Source organism: Undibacterium sp. TJN25 (genome assembly GCF_049339885.1).
GTDB lineage: Bacteria > Pseudomonadota > Gammaproteobacteria > Burkholderiales > Burkholderiaceae_D > Undibacterium.
Window position 1 is genome coordinate 1 of sequence record NZ_JBMPPM010000012.1, and the last position, 16,150, is coordinate 16,150.

The 16,150-nt window shown below is 57.1% G+C and carries 13 protein-coding genes and 1 pseudogene; 3 read left to right on the plus strand and 11 right to left on the minus strand.

What is annotated here, in order from left to right; genetic code table 11:
- The 3 genes and pseudogenes from ACO0LO_RS24210 to ACO0LO_RS24220 form a co-directional block, all read right to left on the minus strand.
- Nucleotides 1–118, minus strand: a pseudogene (locus ACO0LO_RS24210) (NAD(P)(+) transhydrogenase (Re/Si-specific) subunit alpha); the annotation flags it as partial.
- Between the two features lie 30 nt (nucleotides 119–148).
- Nucleotides 149–1,060 carry an NAD(P)H-binding protein gene (locus tag ACO0LO_RS24215; RefSeq protein ID WP_422968234.1) on the minus strand — a complete coding sequence of 304 codons (912 nt, stop codon included), beginning with the start codon at nucleotides 1,058–1,060 and terminating at the stop codon, nucleotides 149–151.
- A 55-nt stretch (nucleotides 1,061–1,115) separates the two neighbouring features.
- Nucleotides 1,116–2,291, minus strand: a complete 1,176-nt coding sequence (locus tag ACO0LO_RS24220; protein WP_422968236.1) for an iron-containing alcohol dehydrogenase — start codon at nucleotides 2,289–2,291, stop codon at nucleotides 1,116–1,118.
- A 173-nt stretch (nucleotides 2,292–2,464) separates the two neighbouring features.
- On the opposite strand from ACO0LO_RS24220, the gene ACO0LO_RS24225 reads away from it, so the two are divergent.
- Genes ACO0LO_RS24225 through ACO0LO_RS24235 form a run of 3 tightly spaced genes read left to right on the plus strand, consistent with a single transcriptional unit; the run spans nucleotide 2,465 to nucleotide 6,391 of the window.
- Nucleotides 2,465–4,246 (plus strand): acyl-CoA dehydrogenase C-terminal domain-containing protein, encoded by a 1,782-nt coding sequence (locus tag ACO0LO_RS24225; RefSeq protein ID WP_422968238.1) that lies wholly within the window; start codon nucleotides 2,465–2,467, stop codon nucleotides 4,244–4,246.
- Nucleotides 4,246–5,526, plus strand: a complete 1,281-nt coding sequence (locus ACO0LO_RS24230; protein ID WP_422968240.1) for a CaiB/BaiF CoA transferase family protein — start codon at nucleotides 4,246–4,248, stop codon at nucleotides 5,524–5,526. Before ACO0LO_RS24225 ends, ACO0LO_RS24230 begins: the two co-directional genes overlap by 1 nt.
- Nucleotides 5,519–6,391, plus strand: a complete 873-nt coding sequence (locus ACO0LO_RS24235; protein WP_422968242.1) for an SDR family oxidoreductase — start codon at nucleotides 5,519–5,521, stop codon at nucleotides 6,389–6,391. The genes ACO0LO_RS24230 and ACO0LO_RS24235 overlap by 8 nt, the downstream gene beginning before the upstream one ends.
- Before the next feature lie 32 nt (nucleotides 6,392–6,423).
- Here the strand turns inward: ACO0LO_RS24235 and ACO0LO_RS24240 are convergent, their stop codons facing one another.
- The 8 genes from ACO0LO_RS24240 to ACO0LO_RS24275 form a co-directional block, all read right to left on the minus strand.
- Nucleotides 6,424–7,185, minus strand: a complete 762-nt coding sequence (locus tag ACO0LO_RS24240; protein ID WP_422968244.1) for a TetR/AcrR family transcriptional regulator — start codon at nucleotides 7,183–7,185, stop codon at nucleotides 6,424–6,426.
- Between the two features lie 250 nt (nucleotides 7,186–7,435).
- Entirely contained in the window at nucleotides 7,436–9,157 is a 1,722-nt protein-coding gene (locus ACO0LO_RS24245) for an amidase family protein (protein WP_422968246.1), read from the minus strand.
- On the minus strand, nucleotides 9,114–10,481 hold the full coding sequence (locus ACO0LO_RS24250; protein WP_422968248.1) for an MFS transporter: 1,368 nt from the start codon (nucleotides 10,479–10,481) through the stop codon (nucleotides 9,114–9,116). Before ACO0LO_RS24250 ends, ACO0LO_RS24245 begins: the two co-directional genes overlap by 44 nt.
- 258 nt (nucleotides 10,482–10,739) lie before the next feature.
- The gene (locus ACO0LO_RS24255) at nucleotides 10,740–12,032 is read right to left on the minus strand and encodes a branched-chain amino acid ABC transporter permease (protein WP_422968250.1); all 1,293 of its coding nucleotides are present in this window, start codon (nucleotides 12,030–12,032) and stop codon (nucleotides 10,740–10,742) included.
- Nucleotides 12,029–12,976: a branched-chain amino acid ABC transporter permease gene (locus tag ACO0LO_RS24260; RefSeq protein ID WP_422968252.1), complete on the minus strand. Its 948-nt coding sequence runs from the start codon at nucleotides 12,974–12,976 to the stop codon at nucleotides 12,029–12,031. Before ACO0LO_RS24260 ends, ACO0LO_RS24255 begins: the two co-directional genes overlap by 4 nt.
- Before the next feature lie 34 nt (nucleotides 12,977–13,010).
- Nucleotides 13,011–14,258, minus strand: coding sequence for a branched-chain amino acid ABC transporter substrate-binding protein (locus tag ACO0LO_RS24265; RefSeq protein WP_422968254.1), 1,248 nt, complete (start codon nucleotides 14,256–14,258; stop codon nucleotides 13,011–13,013).
- A gap of 40 nt (nucleotides 14,259–14,298) precedes the next feature.
- Complete coding sequence (locus ACO0LO_RS24270) at nucleotides 14,299–15,042, minus strand: ABC transporter ATP-binding protein (RefSeq protein WP_422968256.1); 744 nt, start codon at nucleotides 15,040–15,042, stop codon at nucleotides 14,299–14,301.
- Nucleotides 15,039–15,848, minus strand: coding sequence for an ABC transporter ATP-binding protein (locus ACO0LO_RS24275; RefSeq protein WP_422968257.1), 810 nt, complete (start codon nucleotides 15,846–15,848; stop codon nucleotides 15,039–15,041). The genes ACO0LO_RS24270 and ACO0LO_RS24275 overlap by 4 nt, the downstream gene beginning before the upstream one ends.
- Between the last annotated feature and the right edge of the window lie 302 nt (nucleotides 15,849–16,150).

Sequence of the window (16,150 nt, forward strand, 5' to 3'; positions counted from 1 at the left end):
CGGCGCCGGACTGCACGATGACCTGATGTTTGGCCGCAACGTATTTCTTGATGGTTTCGGGCGTTGCCGCTACGCGCGTCTCGCCCGGCCGTGTCTCGGCGGGGATGCCGATTTTCATAGGTTTGCTTTCATGAAAGGTCCGTAAGGTTTAAGCGGCTGAAAATGCCGCCGCGTGACGCTGCACGAAATCGCCTACGCTGGTAGGCTCGCGGCCGGTCAGCGCCAGGACTTCGCCGGACTGCCGGTCATACCTTCCCGCGCGATGCAGATCGGCCATGACTGCAAGATGGTTGACCAGGTGCGGCGGCAAGCCGGCCTGAACCAGGGAATCCTTCCATGGGCCGACGGGTATGTCCTGATAGGTAATTGTCCGGCCTAGGGCCCGCGCATATTCCTGTGCATAAAAATGCATATTTTCCGAGCGTGGACCGGTCAGGTGGTAGGTATGGCCGATGTGCGCGGCAGGGGAGGACAAGATGGCGGCGACTGCGCGCGCTACGTCATCGGCGGCAATCGGGGAGGTCTTTCCTTCGCCGAAAGGCAGGCGGATCTCACCGGACTGTTTGACTGCCTGGGCCGAGAAACGCAAGAAAAAACCTTCCAGAAACACGGTCGGCCGCACGTGAACGACCGGCAGGCCGGACCAGTTCAGCGCCTGTTCGGCAAGCCAGTGCAGCTTGTGCTGCGGGCTGTCGGTGCTTTCGGTAATGCTCATCTGTGACAAGGTCATTTGCGACATGTTGACAAATGCCTTTACACCATGGTGAAGCGCCACGGCGGCAACATTCACAGTGGCTGCCAGGTAGGCGTCCGACACCGACATGCCGAAATAGATGGACTCGCAGCCCGCAATGATGCGGTGCATATCGGAAAGATCGAGCAGGTTGCCGGTCACGACTTCGGCGCCCATGGCGCGCAAGGCCTCTGCGCGTTCGTCTTCCTTGCGCACCATCGCGCGAACAGGGAAACCTTTTTCGATCAGCAGTTGGGTCACGGTGCGCCCTATGGCGCCGACCCTGCCGGCAGCGCCGGTAACGAGAATGGGTTTGGTAGTGGTCATGATAGTGGTTCCGTTGTTGGTTAACGTTGGCTAACAGAAAAGCAGGGCGGTAGGTTCAGGCAGCCAGCTTCAATATTTCCACCACGTCCGAGGGAGAGGCCACCGGGCACGGGTTGCTGTAGATAAAAAATTCTTCTTTCATCGTCGTTTCCGCAATCAGATCAAACTGGTCCGGCAATACATTCACCTCGCGCAGGCTGGTAGGCAGGCCCAGTCCGAGACAGAATTCCCGGAACGCGTCTGCTGCCGCCATTCCCGGTCGGCCCAGGGCGGCTGCAAGCTCTTGCTGTGCTTCCTCGCACGCAGGACGGTTGTACTCCAGGATGGCGGGCATCATTACCGGCGTGCACAGGAAATGCGACACGTGGCAAGTACCGCCGAGCACGTGGCCAATAGCATGGCTGGCGCCCATGGGCACGCGGGATTGCAGGCCGAAAGAGCATAGCCAGGAAGCAGTCTGGCAATTGCGGCTGGCTTCAAGGTCATTGCGGTCGGCATGGCTGCGCGGTAACCATTTAGCCATCAGCGTCAGGCCGCGCAGCACGGCAGCGTCTGTCAGAGGGGTGCCGCGCGGCGAACACAAGGCCTCAATGGCATGGTCCATGGCCCGCGTGCCGGACCCCAGCAGTAAAGGCGCTGGCGCGTGGCGCAGCAGCGCAGGGTCAAGGATGATGGTGACGGGCATCATCTTGCGATGAAAGAAAGTTTGCTTCAGGTTGCGGCGAGGATCGGTCACCAGACAGCCGGCGTTATATTCTCCCCCCGACAGCGTGGTCGGAATCGCGATCATGCGCACGCTTGGACCTTTGAAGGAAGCCATGCTGACCCGTCCGGACTGGTCAAACTTGACCTCGAAACCATCCAGACCATCGGCATCCAGAATCTTATGTTCCATGCACAAGCTTGTAATCTTGGCAGCGTCAACTACCGAGCCTCCGCCGATTGCGACGAGCAGGTCAGCCCCTGCAGCCAGTGCCGCACGGGTAGTTTCGACAACGCCTTCGCGCGTCGTGTGCTGAGGCACGCCGTCGTACAGGCCCGCAAAACGTTCGCCGAGCGCCGCGACGATCTTGGCGATTTCATCAGTGCCGTTGTTGAGACTGCGGCTGACGATGAGAAAAACCCGCTTGCTGCCAAGCCGCTCCGCTTCTGCAGCCAGCGCTTTTGCTGCAGGCTTGCCAAAGTCTATACGTTCCATTGCGGGAAAAAGATGTGTTCCTTTGTCGTGCATGGCGAAATCTCCTTGTTGATTTAAATTTGATTTTTCAGGCTTGCATGATGCAGTATGTGCGAGTAACATAACACTGTCAAGTTTAAGTTTTGATGCTCCATGAATGCTTTTCTGCCGGCCACGGCAGCCTGGATCCTGGAATTTTTTACCTCCTTTTTCTGTGAGTGCCATTTATGCCAACCTATGAAGCTCCCCTGCGTGATGTACGCTTTTTGCTGGAGAAGGTGTTTCACTATGAAACCGTCATCGGCACGCTGGACGGTTATGAAGAAGTCGGCCTGGACGTAGTTTTGGCGGTGCTCGACAGTGCTGCCACATTCGTGCAGGGAACCGTGTTGCCAATCAATTTGCCGGGCGACAATATAGGCTGCCTGTTCGAGGAAGGCGCTGTCACCACGCCGCCGGGTTATAAGCGTGCGTACCGGTTGTACCGTGAAGCCGGCTGGTCCGCGCTTGCGGCCGATCCCGAATACGGCGGGCAAGGCCTGCCGGCCTCGCTAGGATTGATCGTGCGCGAGTTCGTGGCGTCAGGCTCAATGTCATTCGGTATGTATGCAGGTTTGTCGCAAGGCGCATACAGGGCTTTGCTGGCGCATGGAAGCGAAGAATTGAAGCAGACCTACCTGCCCAGGCTGGCGGCGGGAGAGTGGGCCGGCACCATGTGCATGACCGAGGCCGAAGGCGGTTCAGACCTGTCGCAACTGCGCACCCGCGCTATACCGGTGGCCGACGGTTCTTATCAAGTCAGCGGCACCAAGATATTCATATCCGGCGGTGACCATGACCTGACAGAAAACATCGTTCACCTGGTGCTGGCGCGACTGCCGGATGCGCCTGAAGGAACGCGCGGGCTGAGCCTGTTCGTCGTGCCTAAATACTTGCCGGGAACAGGGGCCGGAAATGGTGTTGCCTGCGGTTCAGTCGAACACAAGATGGGCATCCGGGCCTCGGCGACGGCGGTATTGCATTTCGAAGAAGCGCAGGGCTGGCTGTTAGGCAAGGAAAATGGCGGCATGCAGGCGATGTTTACGATGATGAATTCGTCACGCATCGGCGTCGCGGTGCAGAGCCTGGGAGCGGCAGAAATCAGTTTTCAAAATGCGCTGTCGTACGCCAAGGAAAGGTGCCAGGGGCGCACACCGGATGCGGCAAAGAGCGAGCCCGGCCCTTCGCATATCATCGGGCATCCTGATGTGCGCATTGCTCTGCTGAAAATGAAAGCACTGGTTGAGGGTAGCCGGGCACTTTACATCGAATCCGCGCTTGCGCTTGACATCAAGGCTCGCCATCCGGACCAGGCTGAACGTGAATTGGCGGAAGGCCGGCTGGCACTCCTGACTCCTGTGCTGAAAAGCTTCATCAGCGATTGCGCGCTGGAAGTTACCTACCTGGGAATCCAGGTGTTCGGCGGCCATGGTTATGTGCATGAAAACGGCATGGAGCATCTGTACCGCGATGCCCGTATCGTACCCCTGTATGAAGGAACGAATGCAATCCAGGCACTGGACCTGGTACACCGCAAGATCGGCCTCGACGACGGCCGGGTACTACAAGCTTACCTGAACGGGCTGGAAACGCTCGTTAGCGAGGGCCGGCATCATGCAGCGCTGGATACGATGGCAGGCGCTCTGGCAGCTGCACTTGCTTTACTGCGCCACGCCAGCACGCGTCTGCGGACGCTCGGTGCGGGCGGGGTGCAGGTTGAGGTCGGCGCCGCGGCGTCCGACTACCTGCGCTTGTTCGGTCTTGTTGCCATGGGCGGCGCATGGCTTCGCATGGCCCGTGCGGCGCATGACACCTTGCAGGCAGGCTCCGACGCTACAGATTTCCTGCAGGGAAAAATCAAGACTGCCGACTTCTATTTTCAGCGCGTGCTGCCGGAAACCGAGCAATTACACCGGCGCATTACTACAGGCGCTACCTCGATCATGGCAATTAAAACGGAGGAATTTTAATGAACGATGCAATCGATGCCGAACTCGGCGCGGGGCCGCTGGCTGGAGTTCGCGTGCTTGATCTGACCTCTATTGTGCTGGGGCCATTGGCGACCGTTACGCTGGCTGGCCTGGGTGCCGATATTATCAAGGTGGAGGCGCCTGAAGGTGACAATGTGCGCGAGGCAGGGGTGATGCGCAATGAGGGCGAGGGCATGGGGCATGTATTCATGCACAATAATCGCGGCAAGCGCAGCCTGGTGCTGGACCTGAAGCAGGCGGCGGCTCGTGCGGCACTGTTGAAGCTGGCGCAGGATGCAGACGTATTGCTGTCGAATATCCGTCCGGCGGCAATGAAGCGTCTGGGGCTTGACTATGCCGCGCTTTCTGCGGTCAACCCGCGCCTGATTTACGTGAATGCCTGCGGCTTCAGCGCGCGGGGCCCTTACGCAGACCGTCCTGCCTATGACGACCTCATCCAGGGAGCGACCGCGATTCCTTGGCTGATGCAGCAATACGGCACTGAACAGCCGGCCTACGCGCCTGTTTCCCTGGCAGACCGGGTTACCGGTCTGCACGTTGTCTACGCGATTACCGCTGCCCTATATGCGCGTGAGCGTAGCGGACGCGGACAAGAAGTGGAAGTGGCGATGTTTGAAAGCGTAGCCCACTTTGTGCTGGCCGACCACATGGCGGGACGCAGCTTTGAGCCTGAAGTGAGCGAGGCGGGGTATGACCGCTTGCTGTCGCACGACCGCCGGCCGTACCGCACGGCAGACGGCTATCTGTGCGTGCTGATCTATAACGACAAGCACTGGCGCAACTTTTTTCAGTCTGTCGGCCGACCGGAGCTCTTTGCCGATCCGCGGTTTTGCACGCAGCGCGCGCGCTCACGCAATATCCGCTATGTGTACGCATGGGTCGCTTCCGTCATGCCGGAACGCACTACGGCTGAATGGCAAACCTTGCTCGATCAAGCGGATATCCCGCACCAGAAAATCAATTCCATTGATGATCTGCTCGAGGATCCGCACCTGGTGGCGACTGGCTTCATCGCTGAGGAAGAACACCCCAGCCAGGGCCTTGTCCGCACCTTGGGTAACCCGACCAGCTGGTCGGGAACCCCGCTCGGCACGATGAGGCCCGCGCCCGCGCTTGGCGAACACAGCGCGCAAATCCTGAGTGAAGCAGGCTACACCGCTGCCCAGATCGCGGCGATGGCAGACAGCGGTGCGACCGCGTTGGGCAGCAATCCCCCAGTATCCCACACAACAACCAATCCAAGGAGCACACATGTTTAAGCAAGAATTGATGAAAGGCAAACGCATTCTCGTCACCGGAGGCGGTTCAGGCCTGGGCAAGGAAATTGCCGCGAAATACCTGGAACTCGGCGCCGAGATTTATATTTGCGGTCGCCGCGAAAATGTGTTGCAAGAGACGGGCCGCGAGCTGATGGATCGCTTTGGCGGCAGCGTCAAGGGTATCGCTGTCGATATCCGCAATGCGGAAGCGGTGGACGCCATGATAGAGCAAATATGGCAGGAGGGGCCGTTGACCGGCCTGGTCAATAACGCCGCAGGAAATTTTGTCAGCCGTACGGAAGACTTGTCTACACGAGGCTTCGATGCCATTGCCAACATTGTGTTGCATGGCACGTTTTACGTTACGCACGCTATTGGGCGGCGGTGGATAGAGGCCGGCTTGCCGGGCAGCGTCGTATCGATTCTGGTTACCTGGGTCAATAATGGCGGCCCCTTTGTCGTGCCGTCCGCCATGTCCAAGGCTGGCGTCAATATCATGACAAAATCCCTGGCAGTGGAGTGGGGCCGCTACGGCATCCGCCTGAATGCTATTGCTCCGGGCGCCTTCCCCACCGATGGCATGAGCAAGCGCCTGTATCCGGGCCGCGAAGACTCAGGCAGGGATGAGGGCAGTCCTATGGGCCGGGTAGGGGAGATGTCGGAATTGCAGAACCTGGCCACCTTCCTGATGGCCGACGGCGTTCAATGGCTGACCGGACAGACCTTGACGATAGACGGAGCCAACTCGCTTGCCACCGGGGGCAACTTCTATCATTTCAAGGACTGGTCGAACAATGACTGGGCGAATGCCCGCGATTCCATCAAGGCGCTGAACGACAAGGACCGGGCGGATCGTACTGCGTAGATACAAAGCCGCCGGGCAGCCCTGGCGGCCTTTTATTCGGGCTCTGGTGTTTTGCGGACACGGGGCTTTGGCGCAGCTCGTGGCGCCTTCGCAGCCCTGGTCGGCCGGGCAGATTTTTCAGGCAATGCAGCCTGCTGAGTTTGCGCATGAACCTGCACGGCAACCAGGCCGCCAAGCAGGACATTGGTGACACTTTCGCATACCTGGTCGACAAGATTATCCGGAACCTGGAAAAGGCCGCTTTTCCTGTCTGCGAGAAGCGTGGCAAGACCATGCATGCCGGACCACACGGCGAGCGCAGAAAAACGCGGAGGGCGCGCAGCATCGGCATCCCCAGCCATGAATTCGGCGATTGAATTATTCAGGAACTGGAATGAGCCCTGGCTGGCTTCCATTAATTCGGGATGCTCGCGCTTATCGGAGATGCGCGGGCCGAACATCAGGTGGAAAAGTTCATTCCGCTGTAGTGCGAATGCGACATACACCCGCATTACGACGCGCAGCCGCTCTTCCTTGCTCATGCCATCCTTCAGCGCAGCCATGCGTTCGCTCATCAGCAGGCGAAAGCCCGCAGAAGCGATGGCCGCAAGCAAACCTTCCTTGTCGCCGAAGTGATGGGTCGGCGCTGTTTGAGATACGCCTGCCAAGCGGGCCACTTCCCGCAACGAAAGCTCGGAAGCACCGCGTAGCTCTATGAGTTCCAGCCCGCGGACGACCATTTCTTCGCGCAAATTTCCGTGATGCCAGCCATTTTTTTTGGTTGCGACCGGGGCGTTGATATTTGTTGTGGCCATGATCTTTACGGTGAAAGTTTAAGTACGAACGATATCATAGTTGCGATGATTTATTGAGGATTTCTGGGTGGACATCCAGGTAGCTAAGGTCACTGCAAGCTCAAAATCACATCTATATTTAACTTTTCATTGTAATGTTTGGCTGGACGAAAATGTTAAGCGGACAGAACCTGACCATGCTTATATTTAAGGACAGAACTAAGGACAGGATGGGATTTACAACAAAATTTTCCATCCCGCCTGCCTTGACTTAACGCAGGCCGGAAGGCACAGGAATCGAACCGATGACGGATTCGATATTCTGCGCCAGGGCAAGCAGATTCCTGTCTTGTCCTGGCGCCGCATCGATCTCTATACCAACAGGCAAACCTTGTTGCGAAAGTCCAGCCGGAAGGCTGATCCCGGGAAGACCGGCGCAACTGCCTGGAATTGTATTCCTTGCAAGCACCAGATAGGGATGCTCCTTGCTGCCGACGATGAACTTGCGCTGGTTCGCAATGGCAGGCGCGGCGCATGGCGTGGTTGGAAAAATAATGCAGTCTGCTCGATTAAACACCATTTGCGCGAAACGGCGCTGCAATTCAGGTCGGTCTTTTTTCAGCACGTTGCTGAATTTTTCGTCGGAGCTATAGCCGGGCCCGCCGGGAAGTACGATGCTATTCCATACGCCTTTAATGTCAGGATCAAGATCCTGATAGATATCGTCGAACGATACAGAGATGTTTTCTTTCTTGATGAATTCCATTATTGCCGGCCTGGCTTCGCGGGCCATGATGGTCCATGTCGCCCTTGCTGTCAGAGAAGCAAAGTCATCGCCGAGATCCAGTTCGATGATCTCCGCACCTGCATCTTTTAATTTCAGCAGGTTTTCGAGAAAGAGCTTTTCGATGTCAGAATCTACGACATCCAGATACTGCCTGGGAGCATAGGCAATACGGGTACCCTTCAGCCCGGCCCGCGCAATTACGTTCGATGAAGGCGAGCGGCTTACTATGCTGTCAACAAGGATACAATCTTCAACGCTACGCGCCAGGATGCCGGCGGTGTCGAGGGTGCCAGAAATCGGCGCAATTCCATCGTCCGGCCAGCGTCCAGGAGTAGGCTTGAACCCCACGACGCCGCATAGCGAAGCCGGTACCCTGATGGAGCCTACTGTGTCACCGCCAAGTGCCGCCGGCACGATTCTGGCAGCGACGGACGCGCCCGCGCCGCTTGAAGAGCCGCCGGTGACATGAGTCTTGTCATACGGATTTTTTACCTGCCCATAATGAGTGTTATTCCCCGTCAGGCCATACGACATTTCTACGAGGTTGTTCTTGCCGAAGACAATGGCGCCGGCGTTGCGAATGGACGAAACGACGGCAGCGTCACGGTCAGGTATGTATTTGTCCAGCACAGCAGTACCGACAGTGGTTTTAAGTCCGCGCGTCAGGTAGCTGTCCTTGATGCCAAATGGAACCCCTAGCAGTGGCGAAATTTTGCCGGCTGCCCTGGCCAGGTCGGCGGATCTTGCGGCCTCAAGCACGGCACCTTCATCTAACGTGATGAAAGAATTCAGATCGGCGTTCTTGCGTGCTCTTGCAAGCAATCCGGCAGCATAGGATTCTGCCGTCATTTCACCGTTCCTGATTGCCGCCGCAGCAGCTGCTACCCCAAGTTCATTTGGCTGTGATACTGCAGCACTCGCAGGTTTAGCTGATAGGCCGGCGCCCATCGCCGCCATGGCGGCGGCCCCTTTGAGCAAGGTGCGGCGATTTATTGAGAGTGGTTCGCCCTTGAAATTCGCAGGGTCAACCAATGCAGTTTCAATTTTGATCAACATATGATTTCCGATAAAAACGAGGTCTGTGCAAAAAAAAAGGCCGGCCGAGAACCTTGTCGTTTGACGGAGGCCGGCTTCCTGAACAGCTATGCTTGCCAAAAAACGGTCAGGTATTACTTGTACTTGCCAGGCGATATTGACGGCTGCCATGGGCAGAGTTTTTATAAAATAACGCACCTGCGGCGATGAACGACGGTATTGCCAGCAAGCCAAGGATCGTCGCGAAACTGAGGCCAATCTGGAGCAATGTGCCGCCTACCACTGCGCCTAATACACCGCCGAAACGCCCGATTCCCAGCATCCACGCGACACCGGATGCGCGGCCTTGGGTCGGATAAAACGACGCTGCCAGAGCGGACATGGATATCGCCGCCCCGCCTATGAACAGGCCTGTGCTGAATGTCAGTACAGTAAGATAGGTAATATTTCCCACCACCTGGCCCAATGACCAGACGGAGATGCCTGCAAAGAAAAATGCCGTGCCAACAACGACGTGCGGGTTCATCCTGTCCATCAGCCATCCGAAACTGAGTGCGCCCAATGTGCCGCCAATAGGGAGGACGGCAGAGACAAGAGAGGCTTCTCGCAGCGTCATGCCGGAATCCTTGATCAGTGTCGGTAGCCAGCCTGTCATCAGGTAATAGACAAGCATGCCCATGAAATAGGTCAGCCAGAGCATCAGTGTGCCGGTGCGGTAGCGAGGCGAGAGGATCACCGCCAAGGGTGAGCTGTGAATGCCGCTTTGGTCCTCTGTCAGTGTAAATCGCGTTGCGTCCACTTCTTTGATGCCTGCAATGCGGCGCAGCACTGTTTTAATTTTTTGCACCGGCCATCCGCGTATTACCATGAAGCGGATCGACTCTGGCAGCAGCAAAAGAAAGGCTGCCAGGGCCAGTGGCATGATTCCGCCAATAATGAATATACTGCGCCATCCAAATTCAGGAATGACAGCAGCAGATACAAAGCCGCCGCCCGCTGCTCCGAGTGAAAACCCGCAAAACATCAGGTTGACGAGCAGTCCGCGCCGCCTCGCCGGAGCATATTCCGACAACAATGTCGTCGCGTTTGGCATGGCTGCGCCCAGGCCGAGGCCAGTGAGAAAGCGCCAGACAGTGAGCGTTGCAATCGAATCTGCGTATGCGCAAGCCAGGCTGAAGACGCCGAATGCCACGACTGACACGACCAGGACAATCTTACGGCCCAGTTTATCGGCCAGCGGCCCCGCGACGAGTGCACCGAGTGCCAGGCCGATCAGCGAGGCGCTGAGCAAGGGGCTAAGCGCAAGCTTTGAAACTCCCCATTCCTTCGTCAGCGCTGGCGCCACAAATCCGATGGAGGAGGTATCGAAACCGTCCACGGCAAGAGTCAGGAAGCAGAGAATGAGAATCAGCCACTGATACGGTGAAAATCTTTGGTTATCGATAAATTGCTGTACGTCTATCGTTCCTGGCGGAAGGATGGGTCTCATGCTCATGTGTTGTCTCCATTGGTGTTGTTATCAATTTATTTTTTAGACTTGCCTTCGCGGCAGGCGCTGTTTTGCGGCGAAGATGCAAGCAGTTGCTACCGGGACGCCGGCTATTCTGTGTAGCCGGTCGCCGTTTTTTGATGTTTTTTTGCCGCTGCTGCAAATTTTGTATCGGACGAAAGCGCAAGTCTGCGCATTGCGATTCTCCCGATTGGGGATGGCGCCAGCTCGCCCCATCGGCCTGATTTTCCCAACTTGCCTAGCCTAGTGCGCAGGTCTGCGCATCCAGCGCAAACCGGTGATGCCCAGAATCAGCAACAGTGCGGCAGCGAGCCAGTGCCACAGTGCGTGGGGATCAATGGAGAATGAGGCGGCGCCTTGCAGTATCGTCACTGGCGCGCTGCTGTTTTGCGACCATGACTGAATCATTTCGACCAAGCCGATGAAGCCTGCAACAGTCATCAGATTGAACAGCAAACGCTTGAGCAGGCTGGTGCCAAGGCGGACGGTGCCCTGTTCCTTCCAGGCACGGGGAAAATAAGTCCAGGCATTGGTTGCCGCGCCTACCAGGCCCTGCTGTGAAAAAATAATGACGATGAGGAAGAATGCGCCGATGTACAGCGGCCAGGCGTCTGTCAGCGCCGACAGGTGGGCCGCCGACAATGTCATCAGTACTGCGCCTAGTACAGGCCCAAAGAAACTGCCGTAGCCGCCAATATAGGTTTGCAGCATGACGACTGATGTTTGCGGCAATCCGAATGTGTCAGTCGTGACGACCTGCATGCCAAGTGCATACAGGGAGCCGGCAATGCCCGCAAAGCCGGCCGACAGTGTCAGCGCGCGACCGCGTATTCCGACAGGGCTGAAGCCGACAAACTCGACACGTTCGGCATTGTCGCGGGTCGCGTTCATCAGGCGTCCGAGTGGTGTACGTGTCAGCATGAACATGGCGAGGGCAGAGAGCCAGGTCCATCCGGCAATCAGGAAATACATGGCGCGAGGAGAGCCAAAATCGATTCCCCAGCCATTTGCATCAGCCGGATTGAGGCGAATGCCGGAATCGCCGCCCGACCAGGATGTCATGATCGTTGCTGCGGCAAATGCAAGCTGCCCGATTGCCAGCGATATCATGGCGTAAGTGGTTTTGTCGTGGCGCACGGTAAATAATGCCAGTACAGCTCCCGCCAGCAGTGCTGCCAGACCGCCGGCCAGGGGCAGCAGGACTACCGGCACGGCGGCGCCGAAGCCGTTCAGCAAATGGCCCGTGGTGTAGGCGCCGATACCGAAGTAAAGGGCATGTCCGAACGATAGCAGGCCTGTTCCTCCCAGCAGCATGTTGTAAGCGAGCGCAAAGGTGATGGCGGTGCATATCTGGGTCAGCACCGAAACACCGAGCATGCCGGAAAACAGGAAAGGCAGGGCCAGCATCAACAGTAGTGTCAATATCCATGGCGTAGCCTGGCTTTGCAGGGAACGGCGTGGAGGCAGATAAGCCGTATAGCGTGCGGCGTTCGTGGCCTGTGGTGCTGCCAGTATTGAGTCGGCGGTATTGTTCATTCTCGTTTCCCCATCAATCCGCGTGGCCTGAACACCAGGATCGCGATTACCATCACAAAAGGAATCAGCGTTGCGTAGCGGCTCAATGGTTCACTCAGCGTGCCGGTCCCGACAAACAGGCTTGCCCAATGTTGCAGCGGACCTAGAAAATCTCCCCATGACAGGCCGCTGGAAATTGCCAGCGTCTGAAGTACCCCGATCAGTATCGACGCGACGAAGGCGCCTGCCAGAGAACCGAGGCCGCCGACTACGATGATGATCATCAATACGGTGCCGAGCTGGTTGGCCATGCCCGGTTCCGTGCCAAGCATATTGCCTGCCAGTGCACCCGCCAGTCCAGCCAGGGCTGCGCCGAGGACGAACACACCGGCGCGCAGGGCAGGGAGGTTGTGGCCAAGCGCATTGACGATTTCCGGATGCGATAGCGATGCACGCACTGTAACCCCTATGCGCGTCATCTTCAGCATCAGGAACAGGCTTGCCAGCACCACCAGCGCCATGCCCAGGGCAAATGCGCGATACGCCGAATATTCAATGCCGTAGAGAGTGAACAGGGCGAAGTCGAGAGCGTGCGGCACCTGGTACGACACCGGCTGTTTGCCCCACACCAGCGTTACCAACTCCACCAGAACGACATCAAGAGCGAAAGTGAACAGCAGCGGACCGAGGGTGCCGTACCGCAGTACATGCCGCAGGCCGAAGCGTTCAACCAGTGCCCCGAGCACAGCGCAACAGACCGGGGCCGCCAGCAGCCCCCACCAGAACCCCAGGCCAAGAAGCTGGGAGAAGGTGTAGCCGAAGTAAGCGCCCAGCATGTAAAACGCGGTGTGCGCAAAATTGAGCACACCAAGCATACTGAACACCAGCGTGAGGCCGGCCGCCATCAAAAATAGCAGCATGCCGTAGGTGATGCCATTGAACAGGCCTAGCGCCAAGGTTTCCATGCGGATCTCGCTTTAAGGTTATACGCTGCGGTTTTCATGCTCCGGATGGACGTTTCATCTGGCATGTCGTCGGTTCGCTCATTTGGGCGGCAGGATAGACTTTGAGCAGCTTGAAGCCCCAGGGTGTGCTTTCCTGCTTGTATTTGGCTGCTGTGCTGAGTACCGAAATATTGAGCGGGAGCTGGGCCTGGTGATCGGTCGCGCGCATGCTGGCCTGGTAGCCGCCAATGCTGACAGTCATGCCTTCTATCGCCTTGGCTACCTGCAGCGGCTTTTCCGGCCCTACCTTGGCGATGGAGTTTGACAGGAACAGCCAGCTGCGGTAGATGCGGATACTTTCAAAGTCTCCCTGGCCGGCGGCCCGCCACTCATCCTGCAGTTTGTCGAGAGCAGGTTCGTCCATGCTCATGATGGAGTCGCCCGCCTGAAAAATATGGTCTACGCCCTTCTGGCCTATGGCCGTGACTTGTCCGTATTGGGAGGCGTAAGTCGTAACCCAGCGCACATTCAGGCCGATATCGTTGCCAGCACGTACCAGCCGGTTCAAGTCTGTTCCGATATTGGAGGTGATGACTACGTCAGCCCGTGAAGCGCGAATTTTTGCAACGTAAGGAGTAAAGTCCTGCACCCGGTTTGCAGGGTGTAATTCCGAACCGACGATCTCTATGTCCGGTCGCATCTGTTTCAAAAAATGGATGGCGGAAGCGGTGGCGCCCTGGCCCATGGAGTAATCCATGTTGATCAGGTAAGCCCGTTTGATGCTGGGATCTGCTGCCAGCCAGGTGACTAGCGCCTTAACCTTCATGCCAATATGGGCGTCCGTACGAAATTGCCAGAACGAGCAATATTTGTTCGTCATTTCTTCATCGAGCCCAGCCCAGTTCATCAACACGATTTCCTTGCCAGGATTGCGGGCGTTGTATTTTTCGATGCCGTCAAGCAGGGTTAGAGTGACGTTGGAGCCTACCCCCTGGAATACATAGTGGATGTCATCGCCTATAGCGCGGTCGAGGCAATTCTTGCCGTCCTTGGGATTGAATTTGCTATCACAGGTGACCAGCTCAACCTGGCGCCCCTTCAGTCCGCCGGCATCGTTCTGGCGTTTGATGGCGTATTGCAGGTTTTTGCTTGCACGTTCTACAGTTGCCGATTGCGGTCCCGACATCGGGTCTATCAGCATGACCTTGATTGGCTCGGCTGCCAGGGAGGGCATGGCAGCGGTTACGCCGGCAATCCAGGCCAGGCTGGAACACACATTTTTGAATCCGGAATTACTCAACATGAAAAGTCTCCTTAAGATGCCCTTGTGGGCTTTTATTTGATTACACTTCCAGCCATTGCGCGCGCACGTTCGTGTCGCTACGGAACTGATCTACGCTTCCATCAAAAACAATGCGGCCATGGCCCATGACGCTGATGCGGTCGCACAGGTCGAGTGCGATCGTCAGCTTTTGTTCGACGAGAAGAATTGCCACGCCGCGTCGCGCCACCTCGCGCAGCAGCACCGCTACTTGTTCCACCATCGCCAGGCTGAGGCCTTCGGTTGGTTCGTCGATGAGGATGAGTTGCGGCTGGCCCATCAGCGCGCGGCAGATTGTCAGCATCTGCTGTTCACCGCCTGAAAGGACTCCGCCGGCGGTGTTGGCGCGCCGTTTGAGGTTAGGAAACATGTCCATGAATTCTTCTTCACTCCAGCTGGCGCCGGCACTGTCTTCATGGCCGTGAAAGTTGCGCCCGCGTTTGCCTACGGCAAGATTCTCTCGCACGGTAAGATCCGGGAAAATGGCTCGCTCTTCCGGCACGTAGGCAATACCAGCGCGGGTGACAGCGTGGGTTGATGCCTGTCCCAAAGGGGCGCCAGCCATGCTGATATCGCCTGCCGCCGGCAGCAGCCGCATGATTGCTTTGAGCAGGGTGGAGCGGCCGACGCCGTTGCGGCCAAGCAGCCCTACGGTTTCACCCGCGGCGACGTCGAGATCAACGCCGTGCAGCACCTGGCCTTGTCCATAGCCGGCGATAACGGCGCGAGCGGAAAACAGCGCAGGAAAATGGAATTCTCTTTTCATGACGGTTCCTTGCATGCAGGTGCTTCCGTGGGAACGCCCAGGTAGGCCTCCTGCACACTGCGGTTGGTACGGATGCGTGCAGGGGTGTCGGTGGCAATGATCTGCCCGTACACCAGTACCGAAATCCGGTCAGCCAGTTCAAAAACGACGTTCATGTCATGCTCAATGATGACGATAGTGCGCTCGGAATCTGCGGTGCGCAGGCGTTGCAGCAGCCCGATGACACGCGCAGTTTCCTCTCTGTTCATGCCGGCGGTGGGCTCGTCAAAAAGCAGCACTTTCTGCCCGCCGGCGATGGCAAGTGCAATTTCCAGTGCTCGCTGGTCGGCATAAGTCAGCAGGCCCGCGGCAACACGTGATTTTTCCAGCAAGCCGACTTCATCGAGAACCTCCAGTGCGCGCATATCGGCAGCCCCTCCACGCGGGAGACCGCGCCAGAAGGAGGGTCCGTATCCGACAGCCCGCAAGGCGCCGATGCGGACGTTTTCAAATGCGCTCATACGCACAAAGAGATTGTTGGTCTGGAAGCTGCGGCCTAGTCCACTGCGGCTGATCTTGTTTGCTCCCAGCTTGGTAATGGGACGTCCGTTCAATTCAATCTGTCCGCTGCTGGGCTTGATACGGCCACTGATCAGGTTGAACAGCGTGGATTTTCCGGCTCCATTGGGGCCTATCAATACGTGACAGTCGCCTTGCGCAACGGTCCAGTCCACTCCGCGGATGATTTCCGTGGGGCCGAAGGCTTTTTTTACTGCGACGAGGCGCAATGCCGGCGCGCCTCGTGTCTCTATATGTTGATCGGTCATTATTTTTCCGGCTATAGCCGTTCCTGACTCGTAGGTATTGGACTGGCAATCTGCCTTTTGTCCACTCTTTAAACATGACAATGTTAAGTTCTAGATTTGATAGTAGCAGCAAGAATCGGCGGTGACAAATGTTTTTTTTAGCGAGGGACAATACGCTGTAATTACGCCAGGAAAAGCTATTAACGATCATCTCCGAAAGAAATAATGATGCAGTGCAAAAACGGAAAGCGATGATTTTCCTGGCGCCAAGAAAATTTAAAAACACGCTATTGACTTTGAAACTTGACAGTGTCACACTCGAT

Bases quoted from the DNA above. Each gene is read 5' to 3' on its own strand.
- ACO0LO_RS24265 (WP_422968254.1), bottom strand. From the start codon at position 14,258: ATGTTGAGTAATTCCGGATTCAAAAATGTGTGTTCCAGCCTGGCCTGG.
- ACO0LO_RS24230 (WP_422968240.1), top strand. From the start codon at position 4,246: ATGAACGATGCAATCGATGCCGAACTCGGCGCGGGGCCGCTGGCTGGA.
- ACO0LO_RS24250 (WP_422968248.1), bottom strand. From the start codon at position 10,481: ATGAGCATGAGACCCATCCTTCCGCCAGGAACGATAGACGTACAGCAA.
- ACO0LO_RS24245 (WP_422968246.1), bottom strand. From the start codon at position 9,157: ATGGCAGCCGTCAATATCGCCTGGCAAGTACAAGTAATACCTGACCGT.
- ACO0LO_RS24220 (WP_422968236.1), bottom strand. From the start codon at position 2,291: ATGCACGACAAAGGAACACATCTTTTTCCCGCAATGGAACGTATAGAC.
- ACO0LO_RS24260 (WP_422968252.1), bottom strand. From the start codon at position 12,976: ATGGAAACCTTGGCGCTAGGCCTGTTCAATGGCATCACCTACGGCATG.
- ACO0LO_RS24275 (WP_422968257.1), bottom strand. From the start codon at position 15,848: ATGACCGATCAACATATAGAGACACGAGGCGCGCCGGCATTGCGCCTC.
- ACO0LO_RS24225 (WP_422968238.1), top strand. From the start codon at position 2,465: ATGCCAACCTATGAAGCTCCCCTGCGTGATGTACGCTTTTTGCTGGAG.
- ACO0LO_RS24215 (WP_422968234.1), bottom strand. From the start codon at position 1,060: ATGACCACTACCAAACCCATTCTCGTTACCGGCGCTGCCGGCAGGGTC.
- ACO0LO_RS24255 (WP_422968250.1), bottom strand. From the start codon at position 12,032: ATGAACAATACCGCCGACTCAATACTGGCAGCACCACAGGCCACGAAC.
- ACO0LO_RS24270 (WP_422968256.1), bottom strand. From the start codon at position 15,042: ATGAAAAGAGAATTCCATTTTCCTGCGCTGTTTTCCGCTCGCGCCGTT.
- ACO0LO_RS24235 (WP_422968242.1), top strand. From the start codon at position 5,519: ATGTTTAAGCAAGAATTGATGAAAGGCAAACGCATTCTCGTCACCGGA.
- ACO0LO_RS24240 (WP_422968244.1), bottom strand. From the start codon at position 7,185: ATGGCCACAACAAATATCAACGCCCCGGTCGCAACCAAAAAAAATGGC.